The organism is Mucilaginibacter sp. OAE612 (assembly GCF_041806395.1).
GTDB lineage: Bacteria > Bacteroidota > Bacteroidia > Sphingobacteriales > Sphingobacteriaceae > Mucilaginibacter > Mucilaginibacter rubeus.
The window spans coordinates 2,903,641-2,926,552 of the sequence record NZ_JBGMUW010000001.1; the positions used below are offsets into that span (position 1 = coordinate 2,903,641).

The 22,912-nt window shown below is 42.2% G+C and carries 17 protein-coding genes and 1 pseudogene; 2 read left to right on the forward strand and 16 right to left on the reverse strand.

All coding sequences use genetic code 11. From position 1 onward, the window contains the following. Window positions 1-99 precede the first annotated feature (99 nt). From ABID99_RS12150 to ABID99_RS12170, 5 genes and pseudogenes are all read right to left on the reverse strand, one after another. Window positions 100-498: a hypothetical protein gene (locus ABID99_RS12150; RefSeq protein ID WP_090525564.1), complete on the reverse strand. Its 399-nt coding sequence runs from the start codon at window positions 496-498 to the stop codon at window positions 100-102. A gap of 91 nt (window positions 499-589) precedes the next feature. Beyond that, window positions 590-1,506 (reverse strand): annotated as a pseudogene (hemF, locus tag ABID99_RS12155) (oxygen-dependent coproporphyrinogen oxidase). Between the two features lie 280 nt (window positions 1,507-1,786). Further along, complete coding sequence (locus tag ABID99_RS12160; protein WP_373613853.1) at window positions 1,787-3,019, reverse strand: MFS transporter; 1,233 nt, start codon at window positions 3,017-3,019, stop codon at window positions 1,787-1,789. 126 nt (window positions 3,020-3,145) lie between these two features. Then, window positions 3,146-3,343, reverse strand: coding sequence for a cold-shock protein (locus tag ABID99_RS12165; RefSeq protein WP_090525558.1), 198 nt, complete (start codon window positions 3,341-3,343; stop codon window positions 3,146-3,148). Between the two features lie 139 nt (window positions 3,344-3,482). Further along, window positions 3,483-4,118, reverse strand: a complete 636-nt coding sequence (locus ABID99_RS12170; protein WP_176624642.1) for a peroxiredoxin — start codon at window positions 4,116-4,118, stop codon at window positions 3,483-3,485. Window positions 4,119-4,263: 145 nt separating this feature from the next. Between ABID99_RS12170 and ABID99_RS12175 the strand changes: the two genes are divergently transcribed. Beyond that, on the forward strand, window positions 4,264-6,048 hold the full coding sequence (locus ABID99_RS12175; RefSeq protein WP_373613854.1) for a glycoside hydrolase family 15 protein: 1,785 nt from the start codon (window positions 4,264-4,266) through the stop codon (window positions 6,046-6,048). 99 nt (window positions 6,049-6,147) lie between these two features. Here the strand turns inward: ABID99_RS12175 and ABID99_RS12180 are convergent, their stop codons facing one another. The 11 genes from ABID99_RS12180 to ABID99_RS12230 form a co-directional block, all read right to left on the reverse strand. Further along, the gene (locus tag ABID99_RS12180) at window positions 6,148-6,996 is read right to left on the reverse strand and encodes an N-acyl homoserine lactonase family protein (protein WP_373613855.1); all 849 of its coding nucleotides are present in this window, start codon (window positions 6,994-6,996) and stop codon (window positions 6,148-6,150) included. 222 nt (window positions 6,997-7,218) lie between these two features. Further along, window positions 7,219-9,426 (reverse strand): bifunctional alpha,alpha-trehalose-phosphate synthase (UDP-forming)/trehalose-phosphatase, encoded by a 2,208-nt coding sequence (locus ABID99_RS12185; RefSeq protein WP_176624635.1) that lies wholly within the window; start codon window positions 9,424-9,426, stop codon window positions 7,219-7,221. A 150-nt stretch (window positions 9,427-9,576) separates the two neighbouring features. Then, entirely contained in the window at window positions 9,577-10,053 is a 477-nt protein-coding gene (locus tag ABID99_RS12190; RefSeq protein WP_090525550.1) for a hypothetical protein, read from the reverse strand. A gap of 225 nt (window positions 10,054-10,278) precedes the next feature. Then, complete coding sequence (locus tag ABID99_RS12195; protein ID WP_176624630.1) at window positions 10,279-11,091, reverse strand: SDR family oxidoreductase; 813 nt, start codon at window positions 11,089-11,091, stop codon at window positions 10,279-10,281. A gap of 149 nt (window positions 11,092-11,240) precedes the next feature. Then, window positions 11,241-11,984, reverse strand: a complete 744-nt coding sequence (locus ABID99_RS12200) for a menaquinone biosynthetic enzyme MqnA/MqnD family protein (protein ID WP_373613856.1) — start codon at window positions 11,982-11,984, stop codon at window positions 11,241-11,243. 13 nt (window positions 11,985-11,997) lie between these two features. After that, window positions 11,998-12,624 (reverse strand): histidine phosphatase family protein, encoded by a 627-nt coding sequence (locus ABID99_RS12205; protein ID WP_188831906.1) that lies wholly within the window; start codon window positions 12,622-12,624, stop codon window positions 11,998-12,000. Window positions 12,625-12,736: 112 nt separating this feature from the next. Then, entirely contained in the window at window positions 12,737-13,930 is a 1,194-nt protein-coding gene (gene mqnE, locus ABID99_RS12210) for an aminofutalosine synthase MqnE (protein ID WP_090525545.1), read from the reverse strand. A gap of 176 nt (window positions 13,931-14,106) precedes the next feature. Then, window positions 14,107-14,286 carry a hypothetical protein gene (locus tag ABID99_RS12215; RefSeq protein WP_373613857.1) on the reverse strand — a complete coding sequence of 60 codons (180 nt, stop codon included), beginning with the start codon at window positions 14,284-14,286 and terminating at the stop codon, window positions 14,107-14,109. Between the two features lie 17 nt (window positions 14,287-14,303). Beyond that, the gene (locus ABID99_RS12220; protein WP_373613858.1) at window positions 14,304-14,999 is read right to left on the reverse strand and encodes a nucleoside hydrolase-like domain-containing protein; all 696 of its coding nucleotides are present in this window, start codon (window positions 14,997-14,999) and stop codon (window positions 14,304-14,306) included. Between the two features lie 212 nt (window positions 15,000-15,211). Continuing rightward, window positions 15,212-16,321: a deoxyribonuclease II family protein gene (locus ABID99_RS12225; protein ID WP_373613859.1), complete on the reverse strand. Its 1,110-nt coding sequence runs from the start codon at window positions 16,319-16,321 to the stop codon at window positions 15,212-15,214. Window positions 16,322-16,611: 290 nt separating this feature from the next. Further along, complete coding sequence (locus tag ABID99_RS12230) at window positions 16,612-19,350, reverse strand: bifunctional YncE family protein/alkaline phosphatase family protein (RefSeq protein WP_373613860.1); 2,739 nt, start codon at window positions 19,348-19,350, stop codon at window positions 16,612-16,614. 158 nt (window positions 19,351-19,508) lie between these two features. Between ABID99_RS12230 and ABID99_RS12235 the strand changes: the two genes are divergently transcribed. Further along, window positions 19,509-22,898 (forward strand): DEAD/DEAH box helicase, encoded by a 3,390-nt coding sequence (locus ABID99_RS12235; RefSeq protein WP_373613861.1) that lies wholly within the window; start codon window positions 19,509-19,511, stop codon window positions 22,896-22,898. The last annotated feature ends 14 nt before the right edge of the window (window positions 22,899-22,912 follow it).

Below are 22,912 nucleotides of genomic sequence, written 5' to 3' on the forward strand. Positions count from 1 at the left end.
GCGAAGTTAAAAAAATACTTGGGATTGCGCCAACTTAGTAACAATAAACCGGGGGAACATATTGCCCCGGTTTAACAATTTTGTTACTTTAATACAGGTTTAATTCACCTTTACCCAGTAATCTTCAACCTTGTTGCCGTTGGGCAAAACCGAAAGCAGTTTTAGTGTATCGTTACTGATTATGTAGTTGTATTTTATGGTTTTGTTAAGCAGTTTTGACTCCTGCATACAATAGGTTTGGGTTTCAAAGCAGGTGTCAGCTTTTAACTGGTAATCGCCTTTTTCATATACCTGGGTCTTCTCTCCTTCTTCTATAACCCTCGCTTTGTAATGCTCGTTGTCGTAATCCCGTTGTAGTTTATAAGCTTTAGGGGCAGCATCAGTTTTGCCGTTAATTATACCGCCGCGGTACTCCCAGACGCCTTTCAGCGGGCTATCATCAAAACGGAAAGCACATAACAGCAAAATACCGATAACCGGCACAATAGATTTTTTCATTGGTGATGTTATTAGCTAAAAGCCAAAGCATAATGCTGAAAGCTTTTTTCTTTAGGCCTTTGGCTTTCTGCATTTCGCTTTCAGCTTTTTCCTATACCCAGTTAATGCCTTTTTTTAGTAAAGATAGTGTTTTTTCCTCTTCGCTGCCAGCTGACGGGTGATAGTCATAAACCCATTTAGCTGTAGGCGGCAGGCTCATCAATATCGATTCGATGCGGCCGTTGGTTTCCAGCCCGAATTTGGTGCCGGCATCATAAACCAGGTTAAATTCGGCATAGCGGCTGCGGCGCTGGTATTGGAAAAGCTGCTGCGCTTCGGTAAATGATTTATCGCGATTGCGGTTAACCAGCTCAGTATATAACGGTGCAAATGATCGTCCAACTGATTTTGAAAACTCGAAGATCTCCTCCCAGCTTAACTCATCATTGGCAGTAAGCCTGTCGTAAAATATGCCGCCTATTCCACGGGTTTCATTACGGTGTTTGATGAAAAAGTAATCATCAGCCCATTTTTTAAACCGGGGGTAAAAATCGGCATAGTATTGATCACAAACAGCTTTTAGGCCTGAATGAAAAAAACGGGCGTCATCTTCTGTTACATAATGAGGCGTTAGATCTATGCCTCCGCCAAACCAGCGAACCGGTTTCTGGCTGTCGCCCATGGTTGATGGCATTTCAAAGTAACGGATATTCATGTGGATGATAGGTACCAGCGGGTGATTGGGATGGATCACAATTGATACACCGGTAGCAAAAAAATCATCCTGCTCAACCTGCAGGGCACGCTTCATGGTATCGGGCAAATGACCGTGAACAGCCGAAAAGTTAACGCCGCCCTTTTCAAGGATGTTACCGTTCTGGATAACCCGGGTACGCCCCCCGCCTCCGCCCTCGCGCGCTCCCAAATCTCCTCCTCAAATTTTGCGGCGCCATCTAATTGCTCAAGTGCGGTGCAGATTTCATTCTGTATTTGTTTATAATCTTCGGCTATTTGTTCTTTGCTGATCATAGGCTGTAAAAGTAATGAATTTTGGGAATTGCAGCGGAAGGCCTTTTTTCAACGTGGAAACCCATAGCTACCCGCATTTATAGCCGATAATGGAAAGTGTTCAACTTTTTTAGGTGTGAACACCCGGTAAAAACGAATCAATTGATAATCAACAATTTACATGTTCATTATTTTACTGCTAAAAACGTAAAAAACTGATAGTCAATGCTTGTGTATTTAACTTTAAACTAAGTGGGGTGTTTTTGAACACCTGTTTTTTCAAAAGTTGAACACCCGGCTTTTAGCTTATCTCTACATAATTCAGGTCCTTGCCAAAAGTTTCTTTCAACTGGCTTAGTGACAATAGTGAGATCACAGTCAATATTCCCATCATGATATAGCCACTGGTAACCATGCCATAATGAACCACAAAGGCATTAAATGCCAGATTAATAGGTATCAACGATCCTCTTACAAAATTGGGAACGGTAGTAGTGACGGTTGAGCGTATATTGGTGCCAAATTGCTCGGCCGCAATGGTAACAAAAGTTGCCCAATATCCCACAGAACAGCCCATAAAGAAACAGATCCAAACGAACTGATGGCCGGTAAGCCCTGTTGAACTGAGATAGTAAATAACACTTGCTACCGAAAGCAACAAAAATACTACCATTGTAAGTTTTCGTGATTTGGTAATCTGGGCAAGTAAACCGGCAAATATATCGCCTATTGCTATGCCGATATAAGTATACAAAACCCCATCGCCGGCGCTCAGGGGCTCTTTGGCGCCCAATGCCTTTCCAAACTCGGGCGATAAGGTAACCAGTACGCCAACCACATACCAAAGCGGCGCGCCAATTAAAATACAATACAGATATTTTTTTAACCTGCCGAAATCAGAAAACAACATAAAGAAATTCCCCTTTGATATATTGGACTGTTCGATGTTTTTGAACATACCCGACTCAAAAGTGCCCAATCGGAGTAAGAGTAAAGCTATGCCCAAACATCCTCCCACTTTATATGCATTTTCCCATCCATGTTTAGCTACCATAACGGCGGCGGCAGCTCCAAATAAGCCTATTACTGCTACTATCATGGTTCCATAGCCGCGCTTTTCTTTACTTAAGGTTTCTGTTACAAGCGTGATGCCCGCCCCAAGTTCGCCAGCCAGGCCAATCCCCGCAATGAACCGTACCAATGCGTACGTATTTACATCCTTAACATATGCATTAGCAAAATTTGCTATGGAATATAATAAAATGGAACCAAAAAGAACTTTAATCCGCCCCATTTTATCACCGATAATTCCCCACAATATACCTCCAAGCAAAAGTCCAAACATCTGTACGTTGATGATAAATTGCCCTTTTGGTAACACATCCGCTGCCGAAACGCCTATGCCTAACAAACTTGCCTTGCGTACTATAGAAAAAACCAAAAGATCATATATATCAACAAAATAGCCCAGGGAAGCAACAAGTACTAAGAAAACAGCGTTCCTTGCGGCTTTAGCGTTGGTAGCATCGGTCATAGCGTGTAAAAATTGGTTGGCTAATGTAGGGGATTTATGAAGATAAAAACAAAAAAATCGGCACAAAAAAACCCCTGTCATAACAGAGGTTTTGTAAGTAAGTTTTGCTCAATAATTTTATATATTTTATGCTTTTTTAACGTTTACTGCCTGTAATCCTTTTCTTCCTTCTTCCACATCGTACGTGACGCTATCATTATCCTTAATTGCATTTACACCGCCTTGCACGTCTTTAAAGTGTACAAAAAGATCCTTACCTTCTTCGGTAATAATAAAGCCGTAGCCTTTTTGTGTGTTAAACCATTTTACTTTTCCAGTTTTCATAATTATAATAATCGTAATAAAAAATTCGTGTTAAGATCAACTAAAACCAAACTGAAAACAAAATAGGCTTATTGGTTCAGAAGGAATAGATACCCTGCTTCCCTCAAATATATAAAATTATTAAATAAACCAAATAAAATTATTTATTTGGTTGTGGTGTCAGGCGCAAATAGGGCTTAACTGCAGTAAAACCCTTTGGAAATTTGGCGGGGATATCTTCAGTTTTAATTGCCGGCACTACTACCACGTCCTCCCCTTCTTTCCAGTCGGCAGGTGTTGCCACGCTGTAATTGGCGGTTAACTGCAATGAGTCAATAACTCTTAAAATTTCCTGGAAGTTACGGCCGGTTGATGCCGGGTAAGTGATGATGAGCTTAACCAGCTTGTCGGGCCCTATAATAAATAATGAGCGCACTGTGGCATTTACCGAAGCATTTGGATGGATCATGTCATAGGCTTCAGAAATTTTGCGGTCTTCATCGGCAATGATCGGGAAGTTAACTTCAACACCCTGCGTTTCGTTAATGTCCTGGATCCAGCCGTGATGTGATTCTACCGAGTCGACACTAAGTGCCAATACTTTAACATTGCGTTTGGTGAATTCATCTTTTAAAGCGGCAGTTTTTCCAAGCTCGGTGGTACAAACTGGTGTATAATCGCCAGGATGCGAGAATAGTACGCCCCAGCTATCGCCTAAATATTCGTAAAAGTCAATTTCGCCTTCTGATGTTTTTGCTTTGAAGTTTGGCGCTTTATCGCCCAGTCTTAAACTCATGATGATAGATTTTTTATGGTAATTTAATACGACTAAGTTACTATACATTCATAAACAAATGCAAACAAACTTTAAATAATCGCATTATTTACGCCAACATTACAAAGGCTGTGTTGTTGAAGTTTGAAATTAATAACACCTATCCATGAGTAAACACACCTATGATACCGGTATAATTGGCAATTGCGCCTTTTTAGCCCATATTAATAAAAACACCAATGTCGACTGGCTGTGCTGGCCCCGGTTTGACAGTACCTTTATTTTTGGCGGCCTGCTTGATAAAGATAAAGGCGGCGAATTCTCGATCCGTCCGGAAGGGGAATACACTACCAATCAACATTACCTGGAAAATACCAATATTTTAATTACTGAAATATGCCCTGCAAGCGGCGGCAAATATCGAATAACCGATTTTGCACCACGCTTTTACCAGCATCAGCGTTATTATAAACCATTAATGCTGATCAGGAAAATTGAGGTTATTGAGGGCTCACCGCGCATCATTGTCAAATGCACGCCGGTATCTGAATATGGCGCTGTTAAATTGAGTGTAAACCGTGGCAGCAATCATATCCAATATCTGGGCGGCGAAGAAAACATCCGCCTTACCACCAATATTCCCATAAGTTATGTTTTTGATGGACAGGCTTTTGTACTCAATGAAACCAAGTACCTGGCCATGACCTACGGCGAACCGCTTGAAGCGCCGCTCATCAGCACAGCTGATCGGTTTTTGGCCGAAACCGTGCAATACTGGCGTACATGGATCAAACATTCATCAATTGCTACTTATTTTCAGCCCTTTGTAATCCGCTCTGCTTTGGCCCTTAAAATACACCAGTATGAGGATACCGGTGCAATTATCGCCGCAAGCACCACAAGTCTGCCCGAATCGCCGGGAAGCGGCCGTAACTGGGATTATCGTTATTGCTGGCTGCGCGATACTTATTACGTAATAACCGCGCTAAACCACATTGGCCATTTTGAGGAGATGGAGAAGTATTTCGGCTATGTTACTGATATTACCTTTTCGGAAATGGAACGCTACCAGCCGCTATATGGCATCACTGGTAAAAAAGACCTTGTCGAAAATATCATGACTGATTTAGCAGGCTATATGGGCAACCAGCCGGTACGGGTTGGCAACCAGGCGTCTGAACACATTCAGAATGACATCTACGGCCAGGTATTGATCTCCCTGCTCCCATTATACACCGATCATCGTTTTGTTTTTTCGGAACGAAAAGATTCGGTTCACTGGATAGCCTTTCTGTTGAGTAAGATAGAGCATACCATTGATGAAAAAGATGCCGGCATCTGGGAGTTCAGGAATATGGCCAACATTCATTGTTACAGCAACCTGTTTCAATGGGCAGGCGCATCCGCTGCCGAAAAAATGGCGCGTACCATCCAAAACCAGGAGCTGATTGATAAGGCCATTTCTCTTAAAGAACGTGCGGCCGCGCATATCGAGAGCTGCTATGACCCGGTGCGCAAAGTTTACACCAACTCGGCCGGGAGCAGTAACCTTGACGCCAGCACTTTGCAATTGATTATGATGAACTATCTCGATCCAAATTCGCAGAAAGCGAAGGATCATTTAGTTGCATTAGAAAAAGAACTAAAGACACCTAATGGATTATTTTACAGGTATTTATATACAGACGATTTTGGTAAGCCCAAAACTACTTTCCTGATCTGCGCATTTTGGTATGTAGAAGCGCTGGCTGCTGTTGGTCGATTGGATGATGCCCAGCGCGAGTTTGGCAACCTGCTGCAATATTCCAATCACCTGTTGCTCTTTAGCGAAGATGTTGATGAGCGCGACGGAAGCCAGTGGGGTAATTTCCCCCAGGCTTACAGCCATGTAGGGTTGATGAATGCTGCGTACCGGATTGCCATGAAATTGGATAGGCCGATATTTTTGTAGGATTAATCTTCTCTTGCATAAATTGGCAGCAGATAAGACTTACGAAGTTTTTAAAACTTCGTAAGTCTGGATTAAGTAATTCGCTGTTCACCTAAATAATTACCTGATCTCCACTACTCCATCCGCAACTTTTGGAAAGATCTCAAGCTGCCTGCCATCATGCCCGGGAATGATAAATTTAACGTCGCTTGCAAGTGTTTTCATGCGTTTCATTGCCTTGACATAGCCTGCCGGATCAAGTGTGCCACCTTGCGAAGGTGGTACTAAATGTTCAAGGCTGTAATAGATCCAGATATTATCAGATGCCATTACCACCCTGTTTTTCCCGGTTTGTACCAGCACATATTGCGAATTGTAGGTATGCTTTGAACCGGTATAAACTTTTATACCTTTAATGATCTCTTTATCGTCGCCGTCTATCAGTTTGAGCCTGCCCGCCAAATTTAAATTAACGGTATTGATAACATCGCGCTTAGCATACCCCCCTGCCTCTCCCGCTTTTTGCCATGCTGCGCCTACAAAAAACTCATAATCCAGCTTTTGCATCCAAACCTTAGCTTTAGGGAAAAGACTTAAACCATCTATATGATCCCAATGAGGGTGGCTTAAAATAATATCGGTTATATCCTGGGGCTTTACACCAAGCTTTAAAAGCGCCGAGTCCGGGCGTTGATAGGTTTTAAGTTTAAATTCTTTAGCATCTTCGATATCGGGCAAAAAGCCGGCATCAACCAAAATGTTTTTGCCGTTGCTGCCTTTGATAAGCCATACCATAAAATCAATTTTAACCGGCTCATTTTTGGGGCCGTTCAATGCCCAATCGCCCACTTTAAATGGATATCCGGATTCGGCGAATTTTACAGCATAAATTTTATAGACCGGGGTTTGCGCAAAAATGATATGGCAACTAAGCATCAATGCAAAAACAAGCAGGCTGATTTTTTTCATAAAGGGTTACATTATCGCGAACCGAATATAAAAAAATGCCCGCGGCTAAACCGCAGGCATAAATAAATTTTAAATTAAACTAATAATACCTATTTGTCATCTCGCGCTCGTTTGCAACGAGTGCGTAACCTGGGTTTGCGTTTATAACGCCACTGGCGATGCAATCGCTAAGCCATATTAAGCGCTCGTTGCAAACGAGCGCAAGATTAAAACTATTCAACCCTACTTGTCTGCCGGTTCCTCAACCGGCGTATATTTAGCAAAACTGGTCAGCAATTTCCTAACCTCCGATGGGTTCCGCAGGTAAAACTTAGCTGCCGAAAGATTACTGCCAACTTTAATGGTAATGGCACTTTCGGGCAGCGCTTTAAAGATATCTTCGTCGGTATAATCATCGCCGAAAGCTATAATGAAATCATAATCGCGGCCTTCGGTAAGTGTTAAAGCGGCTTTGCCTTTATTAATATCCATATTCTTCACTTCCAGTACCTTATCCCCTGCCAGTAACTGTAACCCTTTATCGCTTGCAAGATATTTAAGATTATTCATCAACTCATTGGCCCTGAGCTCGCCAAGCCCGGCCTGGGCTTTACGGTAATGCCAAACCAGTGAATATGTTTTCTCTTCAATGAACGAGCCAGGTGTACGATCAACATAGGTTTCCAATATCGGATAAATATCATGCTTCCATTGATCGGTTAGTCCGCTTATTTTATGCCATAAAGTGCCGGGTTGCTTAAACCATGAACCATGTTCGGCAATAAGATAGATGTCGTTTTCCTTAAACCACTCGTCGAGGTTTTCATGCTTTCGCCCGCTAATCAAAACCAATTGATTTGCAGAATCTTCCGCAAGTTTATTGATGACATTGTACAACTCCTTATCGGGAGAGGCCTGATCGATATTGGATTTAAAATTTACCAGTGTTCCGTCATAATCCAAAAAGATAATGCGCTTTTTAGTTTTGATATAACGGTTAATAATACTTTGTTCGGTAGTGTTGCTCACGTGCCTGGCCTGCATGGAGCGCTGCATGAGTTTTACTTCTTTCAGCCTGTCCATAAAAATTTTAACCCAATGGGATGTGTTGAACTTTGCTACAAGCTGCCTCATCGGGATCATGCGCCGGCGCTGTTCCTCAAGCGGCATATTGATAGCCTGTAAAATGGCCCGGCAAACTTCCCCGGTATTATTAGGATTAACAATTATAGCATCTATAAGTTCTTTAGATGATCCTGCCATCTCACTCATAATCAATACGCCATCATTGTTTATCCGGCTGGCGACATACTCTTTGCTTACCAGGTTCATGCCATCGCGCATGGGTGTAACCAGGCAAACATCGGCCGAGTAGTAGAGTGCCGACAGGGTTTCGATAGGGAATGAGCGATAGTAATAGTGCACCGGGCTCCAGTCCATAGTGCGATACAAAGCATTGATCTTCCCTACTTTTTTATCTATTTCATCCCGAAGGTGAGCGTATTGCGGTACCGTATCCCGGGATGGAACCACGATCATGTAAAGCGTAATGTGCTCAATACATTCCGGGCATTGTTCAAGCAGCAGCTCAAAAGCTTCCAGCCTTTGCAGGATCCCCTTGCTGTAATCAAGCCTGTCTATAGAAAGGATCAGCTTTTTGTTCTGGAAATTCTCTTTAATAAGCTCAATCTGCTGTTTTACATCGTCCTGTAGCGGTAGCGATGAATACCTTTTTTCATCGATCCCCATCGGGAACGACTCGATAACAACCGAGCGCTCGCCATTGCTGATGATATTGGCACTGGATGTTACCGGCAGCAGACGTGTAGCCGCACCTAAAAAGTGGCGCACATCATCAAATGTATGTAAACCGATCAGATCGGCGCCAAGCATTCCATCCAATAGTTCCGAACGCCACGGGATTAACCTGAACATTTCATTTGACGGGAAAGGAATATGGAGGAAAAAGCCAATAGAAACATCCGGCAACTCCTGCCTGACCAGGGCGGGTAACAATAGCAACTGGTAATCGTGGATCCAGATCACATCGCCGGGCTCGGCAATGCTCAGGATCATATCCCTGAACTTTTTATTTACCGCTTTATAGTAATCCCAGTTTGATTGTTTGTATGCAGCATAAGTTGAAGCGTAATAATGAAAAACGGGCCATAAAACCTCGTTGCTGAAACCTTCGTAGTATTGGTTGATCTCTTCCTGATCTAAAAAAACAGGAATCAGGCTTAACTCTTTTAATTCTTTTGTAACCTGGTCTTTATCTTCCTGCTCAGCAACTTCTATTCCGGGCCAGCCTATCCATACGTTATCGCCCTGTTTATATATTGAACCTAAACCGGTAGCTAATCCTCCCTCGCTCGGTGATGAATGGTATGCACCATCAGTTTTGGAAATTTTAACAGGCAAACGGTTTGATACAATTATTGTTTTCGACATATGAAGTAAATATTAATTAATATTTAAAAGACGAAAACACCCTTTTTGTTTTATGAAAAGAGGCTTTATGACATAAAAGTGTGATTTATAATCATAAAAAAAGCCGTCCTGATATTCGGGACGGCTTTCCATTGTTATAATTTTTCGGAGTTATTTTACTTGTTGGAAAAACTCGATGTTAGCTTGTTGAGTAATCCTTACCAAAACTTCGTGTTTGTCGTTTTTCAAGTCAACAAAATATGAAGTTGGCTCAATAGCGTCATTGATTGAAGTGTTAGCCTGGTAAACGATAACTTCGCCTACTTCGTAACCTTTGTAATCGCTGTTGATTTGTTTAAGGGCTTTTGCAGGGATAGCTTTGTTGTCAACACGTTGAGTTGTACCTAAAAATTCACCTTGCAGGTTGTAGAAAGCAGTTTTTTGAACGCCATCAACAGTAAAAGTAGCTTTTTGAACGTTTTTAGTTACAGTCCAGTTAACGTTGGTAGCTTCAGCGAAGTCAGCAGTAAAGCCGTGTAATGCTACGTAAGAAACGTTGGTACCACCATCTGATTTTTTGCCACCATCAGCGAAAGCGTTAACGGTAAATAAGGCTGCAGTTGCTATTGTTAAAAATATCTTTTTCATGTTCGTTTAAATTTTAAATCCTGCAACAAAAATACGCTACACTTGTCAATATTTAAAATTTTCTTGAACTTTTATGAATATTTAATAATTATAGCCTTTTATAGCCGCAAAATTTAAATTTTATCAATAACCTTAGTGTATATTTTACAATATCTAAAAGAAAAAACGCCAATTAATGGCGTTTTTAGTTTGCTAAACCGATTTATGTTGTCATGAAAATGTCATTTAGCCATTATCTGCAAAGCCCGGGTACAAAGTCATGCCCCCATCTGCAAAAATTGTGACCCCGGTAATGTAATCCGACTCATCTGAAGCCAGCCAAACTGCCAGTTTTCCGATGTCAGCCGGCTGGCCTATCCGGTTGTAAGGGATGAGCGTCAATAACTTATCAAGAGCTTCCGGGGTTTCCCAGGCTTCCTTATTAATAGGTGTTTGTATAGCGCCTGGCCCTATCCCATTCACCCTGATCTTATGCGGGGCGAGCTCCTGTGCTATACTTTTCATAAACATCATAATACCGCCTTTGCTAGCCGCATAGTTTACATGCCCCGCCCAGGGGATAACTTCATGCACGCTGCTCATACAGATAATTTTGCCCGCGGCTTTACTTTTTCCCTCAACAACGCCCCGTTTTATAAACTCTTTAGCAGCCTCCCTGGCACAAAGAAACTGGCCGGTTAAATTGATGCTGATCACTTTATTCCAGTCGTCGAGCGTCATATCAACAAATCTGGCATCTTTTTGCAAACCGGCATTGTTCACAAGGATATCAATAGTGCCGTATTGCTTAAATATTTCGGCAAACATGGCTTTTACCTCTTCCTCATGGCTTACATCTGCCTGAAATGCAAATGCCTCACCGCCTGTGGCTTTGATCTGGCTTACAACATCATCGGCTGCGGTTTTATTATGTGCGTAGTTAATGAGGAGTTTAGCGCCGGCTGCAGCCATTGCCAATGCAACGCCTTTGCCAATGCCGCTATCGGCACCGGTTACGAGGGCTGCTTGTCCTTTTAATAGTTGGGGAGTATTGCTCATAGATAAACGTTTTTGTGTTTAAGATAAGCAATGGAATTGAGAAGGGAATTGTTTTTGCGCGAACCGGGATTTATGTGATTATCGGATTACATAACCAAACAATTCTGATCCTGTAATCCTAAAAATCCGCCCCAATCCCGGTTCAGAGATTATAACGCTTTTATATACTCATGAAACAGGTACAGGGCTTTCTTCTTGTCTGCTGTTAAATCATAATCTATTTTAACCATCAGGTAGTCGATCAGGTCAAAGTCATCACGCATGGGTAGTTCTTTAAACAGATCTTCGCGATGATCAAGACCGTATTTTAGTGACTCGTTAAACTCGTCCATAAAATCCTGAGGGATAGGTTTATTAGCTATCCAGGCTGCAAAGGTGAATGGCAGACCTGTCATTTTTTGCCATTCTTCGGCCAGGTCGTAAACATATTTGTATTGCTGCTTTTTGCCGAAGGTACGGTCGCCTATTTGTACAAAGGCGGTTTGTTCATCTGCAGATTGGGCATAATCCGGCGCATTACTTACCTGTTTGGGGTTTACCAACCAGTGGTTTTTCAGCAGCACACGGGCAAGATTATTTGATGAACGCGACTGCGGATCGAGTTGAATGGTAGTTACGTCCTTAATATCACTATTGCTGAAAATGAAAACGGAGTTTACCGCGCCTACGGCACCAATGCAGTAGTCAGAAACAATTTCCCATTGCGGCAAACTCAGTGCTGCAGCAACCGGGATCAGACCGATATCAACCACGTCGTCAATAAGCTTTTGAGCACAATCTGACGGGATATCAAGGCTCAGGTCAATTTTATTAATGATGTCGGTATGTTGAATGCCGTATAAAAAGGGTTTGGTATTAGTGTAGCTTACTGCTGATATTCTGATCTTGTTCACAAATTCGCTATTTCTATTCTTCGGAATGTTTGAGATGTTCGGCATTGTTAAAGTCGATGATTTCGAATCTTTCGCCATTGTACGTTACCTTGTATAATACCAGGTTTTGGTGCGGAAAGGTATCCATTTCGGATAAGGGCTTACCGGTAAGGATACAAAGCAACAGTCGTAAAGCGCGACCGTGCATACAAATAAGCACGTTTTTTTCTTCGGGGTGGCTCATGATCACCTCCATGGCTTCGCGCTGGCGTACTTCAACCTCAAGCGGACTTTCGCCCCCTTCAAATTTACTGTCGAGCTTACCATCCAGCCAATCACGCATAATCTGCAGAAAAGCAGCTTTATTATCAGTAGTTGGCGACTGGCCTTCGTGAATGCCCCAGGCCAGCTCATCCAAACCCGGAAGCTTTTCATAAGGTATCCCCAGATCAATAAAAGGCTGGATACTTTGCTGTGTGCGCTTTAATGCCGATATATAAATTTTATCGAACGGAACAGTTTTATAAGCCTCAAAAAACTGGCGGGCTTGTTTACGACCTTCGTCATTTAAATCGGTATCCACACCACGACCCTGTATAATACCAAGTTTGTTATACTCAGTTTGGCCGTGACGTACTATATATAAGGTTTTTTGTACCATTTTCTTGAGCCCAAAGCTGAAAGCCGAAGACTTAAAGCTTTTTTGCTTTTATCTATGCTAAATTTATTGCTTTGCTTTAAGCTTTCGGCCTTTGGCTTTCAGCTTAAAAAGCTTAATTAATTACCGGTAATTTGTAATACTGCGGTTTCGGTTCGTCGCCGAACACAAAGTTGGTATAATCCGTTACTACATTATATAATGTATCACGTTCAATAGGCTGGCGGCCTACATGTTTAATTAACTCTACCACTTGCTTGGTGCTCATACCTGGATGCTGCTCTTCGGCGCCGGCCATTGAATAGATTTTGGTGGTATCATCAAGCGTACCATCAATGTCGTCAACGCCGAAGTTAAGCGAAAGCTGTGCGGTAGTACGACTGATCATAGCCCAATAAGCTTTAATATGGTCGAAGTTATCCAGGTAGATGCGGGCTACGGCGTAGTTTCGCAAATCTTCAATTACCGAAACCTCGGGTACGTGCGACATCTGGTTATCCTTGTTACGGAACTTAAGCGGAATGAACGTCTGGAAACCGCCTGTTTTATCCTGCAATTGGCGTAAGCGTTCCATGTGGTCAACGCGGTGTTTATATGCTTCAATATGCCCGTAAAGCATGGTAGCGTTTGAACGGCCGCCAAGCTTGTGCCATTCTTCATGAATAGCCAGCCACTGATCGGCAGTACATTTATCTTTTGAGATCTGATCCCTGATTTCCGGGTCAAAAATTTCAGCGCCGCCGCCGGGGATAGAGTCCAAGCCAGCTTCCTTCATCAGGCGCATGCCTGTGGCGTAGTCAATTTTAGCTTTTTTAAAGATGTAGTGATATTCAACCGGGGTTAACGCTTTGATATGCAACTCCGGGCGATGCGCGCGGATGCGGGCGAAAAGTTCCTGGTAAAAAGGCACGTCATATTGCGGCAGCACACCACCTACAATGTGAACCTCAGTAACCGGTTCGCCATCATACTTGGTAACCATGTTGAACATTTCATCCATGGTGTACTCCCATCCTTCCGCCTTTTGTTTCAGCAGCCGCGAGTACGAACAAAATTTGCAGTCGTAAACGCAAAGATTGGTGGGCTCAATATGAAAATTACGGTTGAAATAAGTTTTATCGCCGTGGCGTTCCTCGCGGATGTAATTAGCCAAAGTGCCAAGATAGCCAAGTTCGCCCTGCTCATAAAGCAAAACACCTTCATCAAAAGTGATGCGTTGTTTGTCAAGAACTTTTTGAGCAATATGCTTTAAATCAGCAGATAAATTCGGATCGTTAAGTAAAAACTGTAAATTATCTGAATTATGCATCAATTAAAAATTTGGTCAAAGGTACTAAAAAGCACAAAAGTAATATGCGTTATGACACATATCGGCCAAATTTCGCTGTAAATTACAATAAAGTTACAGTGCCTTGATCTCGCTTATGGAGATACCTGTTGAGCAATCATCCTGACAGCCATTGGGTACATAACTTGCGCCGGATATCATGCCATTATTATTGGTTTCAAAATAAATGGTATTCTTTTTCTTATCTGCAGATAGCCATTCGTTCTTTGCTTTCTGGTAACCTGGTCGAGGGTTATTGATGCAGCACCGGCGTCATGCTGGTTTAAAGAGTTTTTGTCCTCATGCCATTGTTCCCTGATAGCTTTAACAGGGGGCATATTAGCAGTTTTATACTCTAAAACATATGATAAACACCCGGCCAGTTAGGTTTAATATAATTTGCATAAGTATCATCCTGGTCACTGGAGGGAAGTAAAACCACCTTTCGATAAATTTTTAATTTCGTTTGCTCCCAATTGGCGGTGAACTCATATTGTTCCTGAATAGCTTTTAAAGCACGCGCTATAGTGCTTTGGCCTCCCCATGCTGTAATAAACAATTGGCCCGGTTTATCATCAAGTATCAGGGTTTTGATGAGGTCTGAACCTGGTGAATCTTTTGAAATATCACCATCAAATTCAATATTCCCAATCCTGATTTTGCCTCTGAGTACATCAGGTGCAGGATAATTGAAATTATGAATTTTTAGATTGGCGTAAACATTTGCGTAGGTATACACAGCATCATGAATAAAATGCTCATCTTCACCCCACCGCCACGATTCACATGGGCACAAGTTTAATCCAAAGCGGGTATACTCCCGTCCCGGTACAAACCATTTGGTTCTTTTGCTATCTCCCTTCCAATGAAAAGCGCTGCTGGCATAAATCAATCCTTCAATTTCAACATCACTGCTATATAGCAGGAACCGAATAAGTGAATTATTATCATCCAATTCCGGATCTGCTGTAATTACGATGCGTGGTCTTGTTTCGTTGGGTAAGTTTTGAGCGTGCGCAAAGCCGTTAGTAGTAAAAAGAGCGATTAGCATAAATGCATATCGCCTCGGTTCGAAGCTAAAGTATTTTCCGTTTAAAATCATTGGCAGCGCTGGCTTATAATTTTATATCAAACTGATAGTTAAATATAAGCAAACCATCCGCTATGTTATAAAAAACAGCCTAATATGTATACAAAAATCCCGCTTGAGCAGAATTTTTGTATACTGGCGTGTATGGAAAAGTTTTAAATTGTAAATTACGTTTACTGCTGTTCCCTCAATGGTGCTTCGGCATGAAGATGATGTGTTTTTTGGATCAGAACGTGAGCTTCAGTTCTGTTATGCCCCGGAGGCGCTAAAAGCAAACTTGTTTTGGATAAACCCGACCATAAAGTTTGATTTTGAAATGCAATTGTACAGCCGCCGCGCCTCCTTTGCGAAATCATGCGGTTGATATCGCCAACACAAACCCAGGGATCATGCAATGTAACTCCCCATTTGGCATGGTCATGTGTTTCGGGCCAGGCCCAGTGTGCACCCATGAAACCTAAATTGATATACTTGATGTCAAAAGTTTTGTGAATGCCGTCGCTATCAGCGATAGGTGGAATAGGACCGCGGATCCAGGTTTCAATGTCTAAATCGTCGTTTAGGATAGGCCCTACCAATTCGTTCCAAAAATCTTTATTCCATTCCCGGTTCTTGGCTATAACTTTGAATGGCATACCGCCAATAGACTTTAAATCGATCGAGTCGCCCAGAGCGATCGGGTGGCTCGCCAAAGGCTGTGTCAGCGAATGCAACTCGGCAGTTGCGGGCAGGTTGGCGGTATTATGAAGATAGATTTGCGGCTCCTGGTGGTTCAGCATCTGTTTGGCAATAAGATTAGCAGTATCCAAATCCAATGAAATGCACAGGTAGGTTTGCCCGTATTTGGGAGTAGGATCTTTTATGGCACCAGGGTCTGCAAATTTCGGCCATGAGTGAAGTAACCAAAATGCAGTTTTAGATTCGGTATCAAATGCCAATACTCCCTTGGTATGCCCTTTGGTGCCATCATCATGTTTATTGGCACTTTCGGGCATCTCGTCATTATAAAGAACCCATCCGGTACTCGGAGCCGGTGATTTAAAGTTTTTGAATACGGAGTCCATCGTCAGGTTGAGTGCTCCTTTATCGCCATTCAAAACATTGGGTGATTTGGTAATCGTTCTTTTTCGGGCGTCGGTATTGGCATCGATAGTTGAGTCGTAATAAACATATTCGTACCCTGTAGCTTTGTCATTACCCACACCTCCGTCAAGTTGCGGAACTTTGTAGATAAACCACCAGTCGACTGGTGCGCCGTTCTCATCAAGCGCAGAAATTTTCATAATTTTTTTGGTTAGGTTGAAAAATTGATTGATTAATTGCTTGCAGGCGTTGATGAGGTTTGCAATAAAGATAAAGTAATATCGTGCACAAATGACCACGTAATTTCACGGAATTTTCAGAAGAGTTTCCCGTATTTTTACGCATAAAACAATTAATAGATCAATAGAAATTTAAGGCAATCAGCTATAAAAAAAACTCGCTGTCTGGTTAAGGCAACGAGCTCTAATCATCCATGTAATATTATACGGTTAATCTCTGGGAATGATGTTGACGTTAGCTATTTTCCCGATCAATCATCATGATCTTCATCTTTGCCCGCCAGTTTAGCGGGATAAGCTTTTTTACCCTTAGCCGCAAACCAAAGTATCCTGTTCATCACATCATCATTACCACCGTCAATATGATCGTATTCAGGTCTTGATGATAATTGTGCAAAATGCAATGCAGAACCTTTTAGCGCAGAAAAAGGCTGGTTGATTGTATTGAGCGGAACCCTGTTTTTTAAACTGGTATAAGTGTATGCAGATGGTTTGCCGGTAAAGCAATCAAACATAGGTAATGCAGTAGCGTCAATAATATTCATTGGTGGTAAGCCCAATATTTGCTCAATAGAACGCACTATACAGGTTTGATTATAGTTTTTGCTCACCTTATGCTGTAACCTGCTATACGGACTAATCACAAACCCTGTAGTACGATATGCAGATACATGGTCCCACCCTGCCTGTGAATCATCTTCGGTAACAAATATTACCGTGTTTTTCCAGAAACGGCTTTTTGAAACTGCTTCAACAATACGGCCGAGCGCCAGGTCATTATCAGCTACCATAGCGTCAGGTGTCGGGTAGCCTGGCCGGGTGCCTACAGTATGATCGGCCGATAGGGCCATGATCATCAGTTGCGGTAACTGGTCACCAGGCTTTTGCTCATATTCATGAAGTTCTTTAATAAAAGCGGTGGCCCGTAACTGTTCATTGATCTTATGCTCGTCGGATCCCGGGAAATTTTGTGACAGCATTGGCCTCACTCGGGAAATAGTGCTGGTGTTTTTAAATGCGAATGGTTTACCTGCTGTGTAATTGTTATAAATATCGCTCCAGCTTAACTTATCATCAAAATGCACGGCACAGGCTTCACCGTAAATTCTGACAATTTTGCCATGATCGGCGGCATTATTCCAGATAAAACCGTTCCCGTCATAAACTAAAGCGTCCTCCTGCACATGCGGATAACTTCTAAACCAGGAGCGTACACTTTTTTCAACATAATCGGTTACCATAGCGGCATCAGTCCATTGGTGCCCTTCGGCAGAGCATTTTCCTGAGGCATAATAATTATCAAGCAACAAAAAGTTGCGCGCCAAATTATGTTGATTGGGGGTAACACTATCACCATAGATACAAAGCGATTTATTGCCGTCACCTTCGGGCATATCGCCCAAAACCTGGTCGTATGTGCGGTTTTCCTTGATAATATAAAGTACATGGTTAAATACCGATGGCTCGCCAATACGCTCTGGTATGGGTTTAGGCGCAATGTTTTTACGGGGCAGTAACTGTGCTATCTGCTGGCGGAAACTCAGATTTAGATTTTGGACTTTTTGAGTATACTTTTTAAGCAAAGCATCATCCGGAATAGTTATTATTGATACGGTAGCTTTTGAATGGTGCGAGTTGTAAGCTGTAACGTCTGCTCCCGAGGGTAAATCACCTTTTAAATTGCTTTTACCTATCTCGTCGGTACCTAACCTTGAGCCCTCTCCTTCCAGGTTGGTTACAAATAAATTATTACCGTCAACAGCCAGGCCGCCAGGGTATGCTTCGGTCGGGATAAAGCCTTTTAGCTCATCGTTTCCGGCTCCCTTAAGTGATGTTTTATTGCCCAATTTAACCATGGCCACAGCGTTATCCAAGCCATTTGCTACATACAGGATTGTGCCATCGTTATTTATAGCTAACGCATTGGGTGTATCGCCTATATAACTTTTTTTACCGGGATTTAATTTAACATCAATCGCTGCTACATTTTGTAATGAACTTGTTGAGATTACCGATACCATGTCACTATTGCCATTCGCTACATAAACAAAAGCTTCATCTGTACTATTGATAATGGCATTAGGATGCTGCCCCACAGTAATTTCCTTGATCACATCGCCCTTAGCCAAATCCATAACCATTACTGTGCCCTGCACCGTTGCCCCTGTTTTAGGATCGACGTAAGCTTTACCATAGGGTACACCCGCTGTTTCACGCTTCAATGTATCAATAGCTTGCGGCCCGGCCCAGTTGGTTAAAAATATCTTGTCCTTTGCAATCGTCAACCCATAAGGTGCAACACCGGTTGATCTCGTCCAAACGGCTTTATTATCGGTTAAATTGATCTTCGCCAGTTGGTTATTTCCATTTAAAACTACATATAAGTAATTTATACCATTTTCTTTATTGATGGCTAAATCGTTAGGTAATGCCAATGGCGACTCGCCTTCAGCTTTAAAATTGAAAGTGTTTTGTATGCTGATATTACCATCTTTCCAGATAGCCTGGAAAACATACGATTTTGAATCCTTACCCTTGCCTGCCGCAGCGCTCCAATATATTTGAGTTTGATTGTCAATATTTACAACTCTTAGGCCGGAGTAAGTACTGGTAAGTCCGCCGTAGCGGGAATCTTGTTTATAGGTCCAGCGGGTGGTTACTTTTTTTGAGAATGTATCAATTATAGTAAGTCCGTATCGGTCTTCGACAGCGATAAACCTGGTACCAGGTATCACCCTTACATCCATGCTATGATTTTCGTCGGATGCATCGCCAAACGATATCACCGTTCCTGCCGGATCAATAATACGGTTGTAAGGCATTAAAACCGGTAGTATATGACGATTTAGTGTGCTGTCATCATAAGCACTGTGCATATTAACCTGTTCATTATCGGAGCTTTGTTTGATGCCAGAAACGGTATGGCAGGCATAAAGGGAAAAAAAAATTGCTAATATGGATAGATGCAATAAAAATTTTGGATACTTCATAGTACTGAACTAAGTGGCTAAATTAAGGCAGATACGTTTACTAAAGGTAAATATTTGATAAAGAATATAATTGTTACATAGTTCACGAAAATGCGTTGGTGATTGTCTTCTTTTATATAATTGTTATGATATTTACCGGGTAACACATCAATATACGAGTGATCAGGATAATTAGCTACCAGGAAGGCGAAAGCAACCATAATATCATCATCAAAGGCGCAACCATAACCGACCTTAGCGAAAGTGTTATTGCCGCTCACGCAGCCGTCAGCATTTATTTTGACAAGCAAAGCTACAGGCAAATACTGGCCAAACATTTGGAAATTAACCACGGGGCTTTTACCAATCAGTCGGGTACAGTTGCCTTTCCCGAGGTAATTGTTACCAGTCATGAAGGGCAGCTGGCGCTTTCGTGCGGGTGCCATGCTACAGGTAATAAACTTTGCGAGCACCAGGCACAGGTACTATCGGCTATAACACAGCGTGATGAGTTACGGTTATTTTTTGATGACGAACTAAGACATAAAAAGTTAAAAAAAGCAGCAGCTGATTACGGACTTGAAGAGGCCCCTGATCTCGACAAGTTTTTCGAGGTAAAATCACTGTCTAAAAATTTCGAGATAGTCCCCCGCTCCGCCGCGTTAACAGCCATTACCAAAGAGAGCCTTGCCAGTTTGCAAAGCGTTATAGTTAATGACATTTCTGAACCGGTTGGGCAACCCGGCGAGGACACAAATAAAACAACTTGTATCATACTAAAACAGCATAAATACTATAAATATTTATTTATTGAACTCTACACCGCACAAAGCACCAAAGATGGAAAAATCAAGAACCCACTGGCGCCTATCGCTCCTTTAGACCTGATTTGGGAAACGAATGACGCACAGCAACTCAAATTCTTTACCGGGGTACATAAGTTTCAAAATCATATTAACATACAAAGAACTGCTGCGGATATCGCAGCACTAAAAGCCGTTGTTAAAAACCCATTGGCCTACAGTTTTTACGCGCATGACAACACTGTTTCGGATAAAGTAACAGCTGGCTCGATAAACCCTGTATTGGTTAAAAATTTAAAAAGTGACCTGGAACTAAAAGTAAATACCTGGGATGAGTTTTATGAAATAAGCGGTATTTTTAACATCGATGGTTTGCTGTATGATATTAAAGATCTTGATATCAGGTATACCTATTTTATCGGCATAGGTAACGCGCTTTATCTTATTGAAAGCCTGCAGGTATTGAATATCATTGATTTGCTGAAAAAGAAACAGGGTAGCCTGCAGGTGCATAAGAGTAAGTTTGCAGAATTAAAATCACACTTGCTTAATAAGCTGGAAAGCAAACTCCGCATTGATTACACTTACATTAAGCCTGCAACACAGGAACAGATGATAAAAGAGGGCTTTGATCAGCCTGCCGAAAAGATCATTTATTTGTCGGACTTTGGCGCACATGTAATGATCATCCCCTTGCTGCGTTATGGCGAGGCCGAGATTCCTATTCGCACGCAAAAGCAGATCTACGGTACCGACGAAAAAGGCAACCAATTTTTAGTTAAACGGCGCGATGATGAGGAAATAGCCTTTGCAGCCCTGCTTGTAAAACAACATCCTTATTTTAACGAACAGTTGGATAACGGCCTTGATTACTTCTACCTACATAAAAGGCATTTTTTAGATGAGGAGTGGTTTTTAAATGTATTTGACGAATGGCATAACCACAAGATCGAAATACTCGGCTTTAACGAACTGGAAGGCAACAAGCTGAACCCTCATAAAGTAAAGATCACGATCAACGTAGTGAGCGGGATCAACTGGTTCAATACAGTTATCGATATAAAATTTGGCAAAAAAAGGGCTTCGTTGAAACAGGTTCACCAGGCTGTAAAAAATAAAAGCAAGTATGTACGCCTTGATGATGGAACCCGGGGAATTTTACCCACCGAATGGATAGAGAAATTCACCGATTATTTTAATTCGGGGGAGATTACTGATGATGACACGCTGCATACTTCAAAAAGTAATTATACTGCTATACAGCAATATTACGACGAGGAAATGCTTGACGAGGACGTGCGAAACGAACTTGCGATATACAACAGAAAGCTTACCGGTACAGAAAGCATTGATGAAGTACCGGTTCCTCCCGGATTAAACGGAACGCTCCGCCCTTACCAACGCCAGGGTTTAAACTGGTTAAATTTTTTAGATAACCTTAATTTTGGCGGCTGCCTTGCCGATGATATGGGTCTGGGTAAAAGTATTCAGGTGATAGCCTTTATCCTTTTACAGCGCAGCAAAACCGAAAACAATACCAACCTTATTGTAGTGCCAACCTCGCTCCTGTTTAACTGGCAGCAGGAGGTACAAAAATTTGCGCCTTCTATCAGCATCCACACCATTTACGGTGCTGAACGACTTAGGCATACCAAACACCTGCACCAGTATGAGATAGTGCTTACCTCCTACGGCACGTTACTGTCAGATATTAATTTTTTAAAGGATTTTAATTTCAACTACGTTTTTCTCGATGAATCGCAGAATATAAAAAATCCCGAATCGCAGCGTTACAAGGCTGTAAGGCTCCTGAAATCGCGTAATAAAATTACGATAACGGGCACTCCGATAGAAAATAATACGTTCGACTTGTATGGTCAACTTTCATTTGCCTGCCCCGGTTTGCTGGGAAGCAAGCAATATTTCAAGGATATTTATGCTGTTCCTATCGATAAATTTAAGGGGAGCAAACGCGCGGCCGAACTACAGGAAAAAGTAAGGCCTTTTATACTTCGGCGTACTAAACAGCAGGTTGCAACAGAACTGCCCGAAAAAACCGAAATGGTGCTGTATTGTGAAATGAAGCAGGAGCAGCGTCATATTTACGACTCATATGAGAAGGAATTCCGAGAGTACATTTCGGCCACAACAAATGAGGAGCTAAAAAAAAGCCCGATGAACGTATTAAAAGGGTTAAACAAATTGAGACAGATCTGCGATTCGCCGATGCTCATAAAAGGCGAGAAAATGCCCGGTGATGCATCGGCCAAATTGGAAACGCTGATTGAGGAAATAGAAAGCAAAAAGCACCAGCATAAGATACTCATATTTTCGCAGTTTGTTTCCATGCTTGATCTTATCCGCAAGGAATTGATATCGCGTGAGATTCGCTTCTCATACCTCACCGGTCAAACCCGCAAACGCGAGCAGGTCGTTAATGAGTTTCAGAATGATCCCGGCATCAGGGTGTTCCTCATTAGCCTAAAAGCTGGTGGTACCGGTCTTAATTTAACAGAAGCAGATTATGTTTACCTCGTCGACCCGTGGTGGAACCCGGCTGTCGAAAACCAGGCCATAGATCGTTGTCACCGCATAGGCCAGGATAAAAAAATTGTGGCGGTAAGGCTTATTTGCCCCGGCACTATCGAAGAGAAGATCATGGTGATGCAGCAATCAAAAAAGGATATCGCCAAAAGCCTGATCAGGCCCGACACCGCTGTTGCAAGTTCATTGTCAAAAGATGACCTGCTTGATTTATTGAATTAGTTACAAAGCTTAAT

Coding starts and splice junctions, on each gene's coding strand:
- ABID99_RS12195 (WP_176624630.1), bottom strand. CDS start 11,091: ATGAGCAATACTCCCCAACTATTAAAAGGACAAGCAGCCCTCGTAACC.
- ABID99_RS12215 (WP_373613857.1), bottom strand. CDS start 14,286: ATGCCCCCTGTTAAAGCTATCAGGGAACAATGGCATGAGGACAAAAAC.
- ABID99_RS12175 (WP_373613854.1), top strand. CDS start 4,264: ATGAGTAAACACACCTATGATACCGGTATAATTGGCAATTGCGCCTTT.
- ABID99_RS12220 (WP_373613858.1), bottom strand. CDS start 14,999: ATGCTAATCGCTCTTTTTACTACTAACGGCTTTGCGCACGCTCAAAAC.
- ABID99_RS12165 (WP_090525558.1), bottom strand. CDS start 3,343: ATGAAAACTGGAAAAGTAAAATGGTTTAACACACAAAAAGGCTACGGC.
- ABID99_RS12160 (WP_373613853.1), bottom strand. CDS start 3,019: ATGACCGATGCTACCAACGCTAAAGCCGCAAGGAACGCTGTTTTCTTA.
- ABID99_RS12185 (WP_176624635.1), bottom strand. CDS start 9,426: ATGTCGAAAACAATAATTGTATCAAACCGTTTGCCTGTTAAAATTTCC.
- ABID99_RS12180 (WP_373613855.1), bottom strand. CDS start 6,996: ATGAAAAAAATCAGCCTGCTTGTTTTTGCATTGATGCTTAGTTGCCAT.
- ABID99_RS12190 (WP_090525550.1), bottom strand. CDS start 10,053: ATGAAAAAGATATTTTTAACAATAGCAACTGCAGCCTTATTTACCGTT.
- mqnE (WP_090525545.1), bottom strand. CDS start 13,930: ATGCATAATTCAGATAATTTACAGTTTTTACTTAACGATCCGAATTTA.
- ABID99_RS12150 (WP_090525564.1), bottom strand. CDS start 498: ATGAAAAAATCTATTGTGCCGGTTATCGGTATTTTGCTGTTATGTGCT.
- ABID99_RS12225 (WP_373613859.1), bottom strand. CDS start 16,321: ATGAAAATTTCTGCGCTTGATGAGAACGGCGCACCAGTCGACTGGTGG.
- ABID99_RS12230 (WP_373613860.1), bottom strand. CDS start 19,350: ATGAAGTATCCAAAATTTTTATTGCATCTATCCATATTAGCAATTTTT.
- ABID99_RS12170 (WP_176624642.1), bottom strand. CDS start 4,118: ATGAGTTTAAGACTGGGCGATAAAGCGCCAAACTTCAAAGCAAAAACA.
- ABID99_RS12205 (WP_188831906.1), bottom strand. CDS start 12,624: ATGGTACAAAAAACCTTATATATAGTACGTCACGGCCAAACTGAGTAT.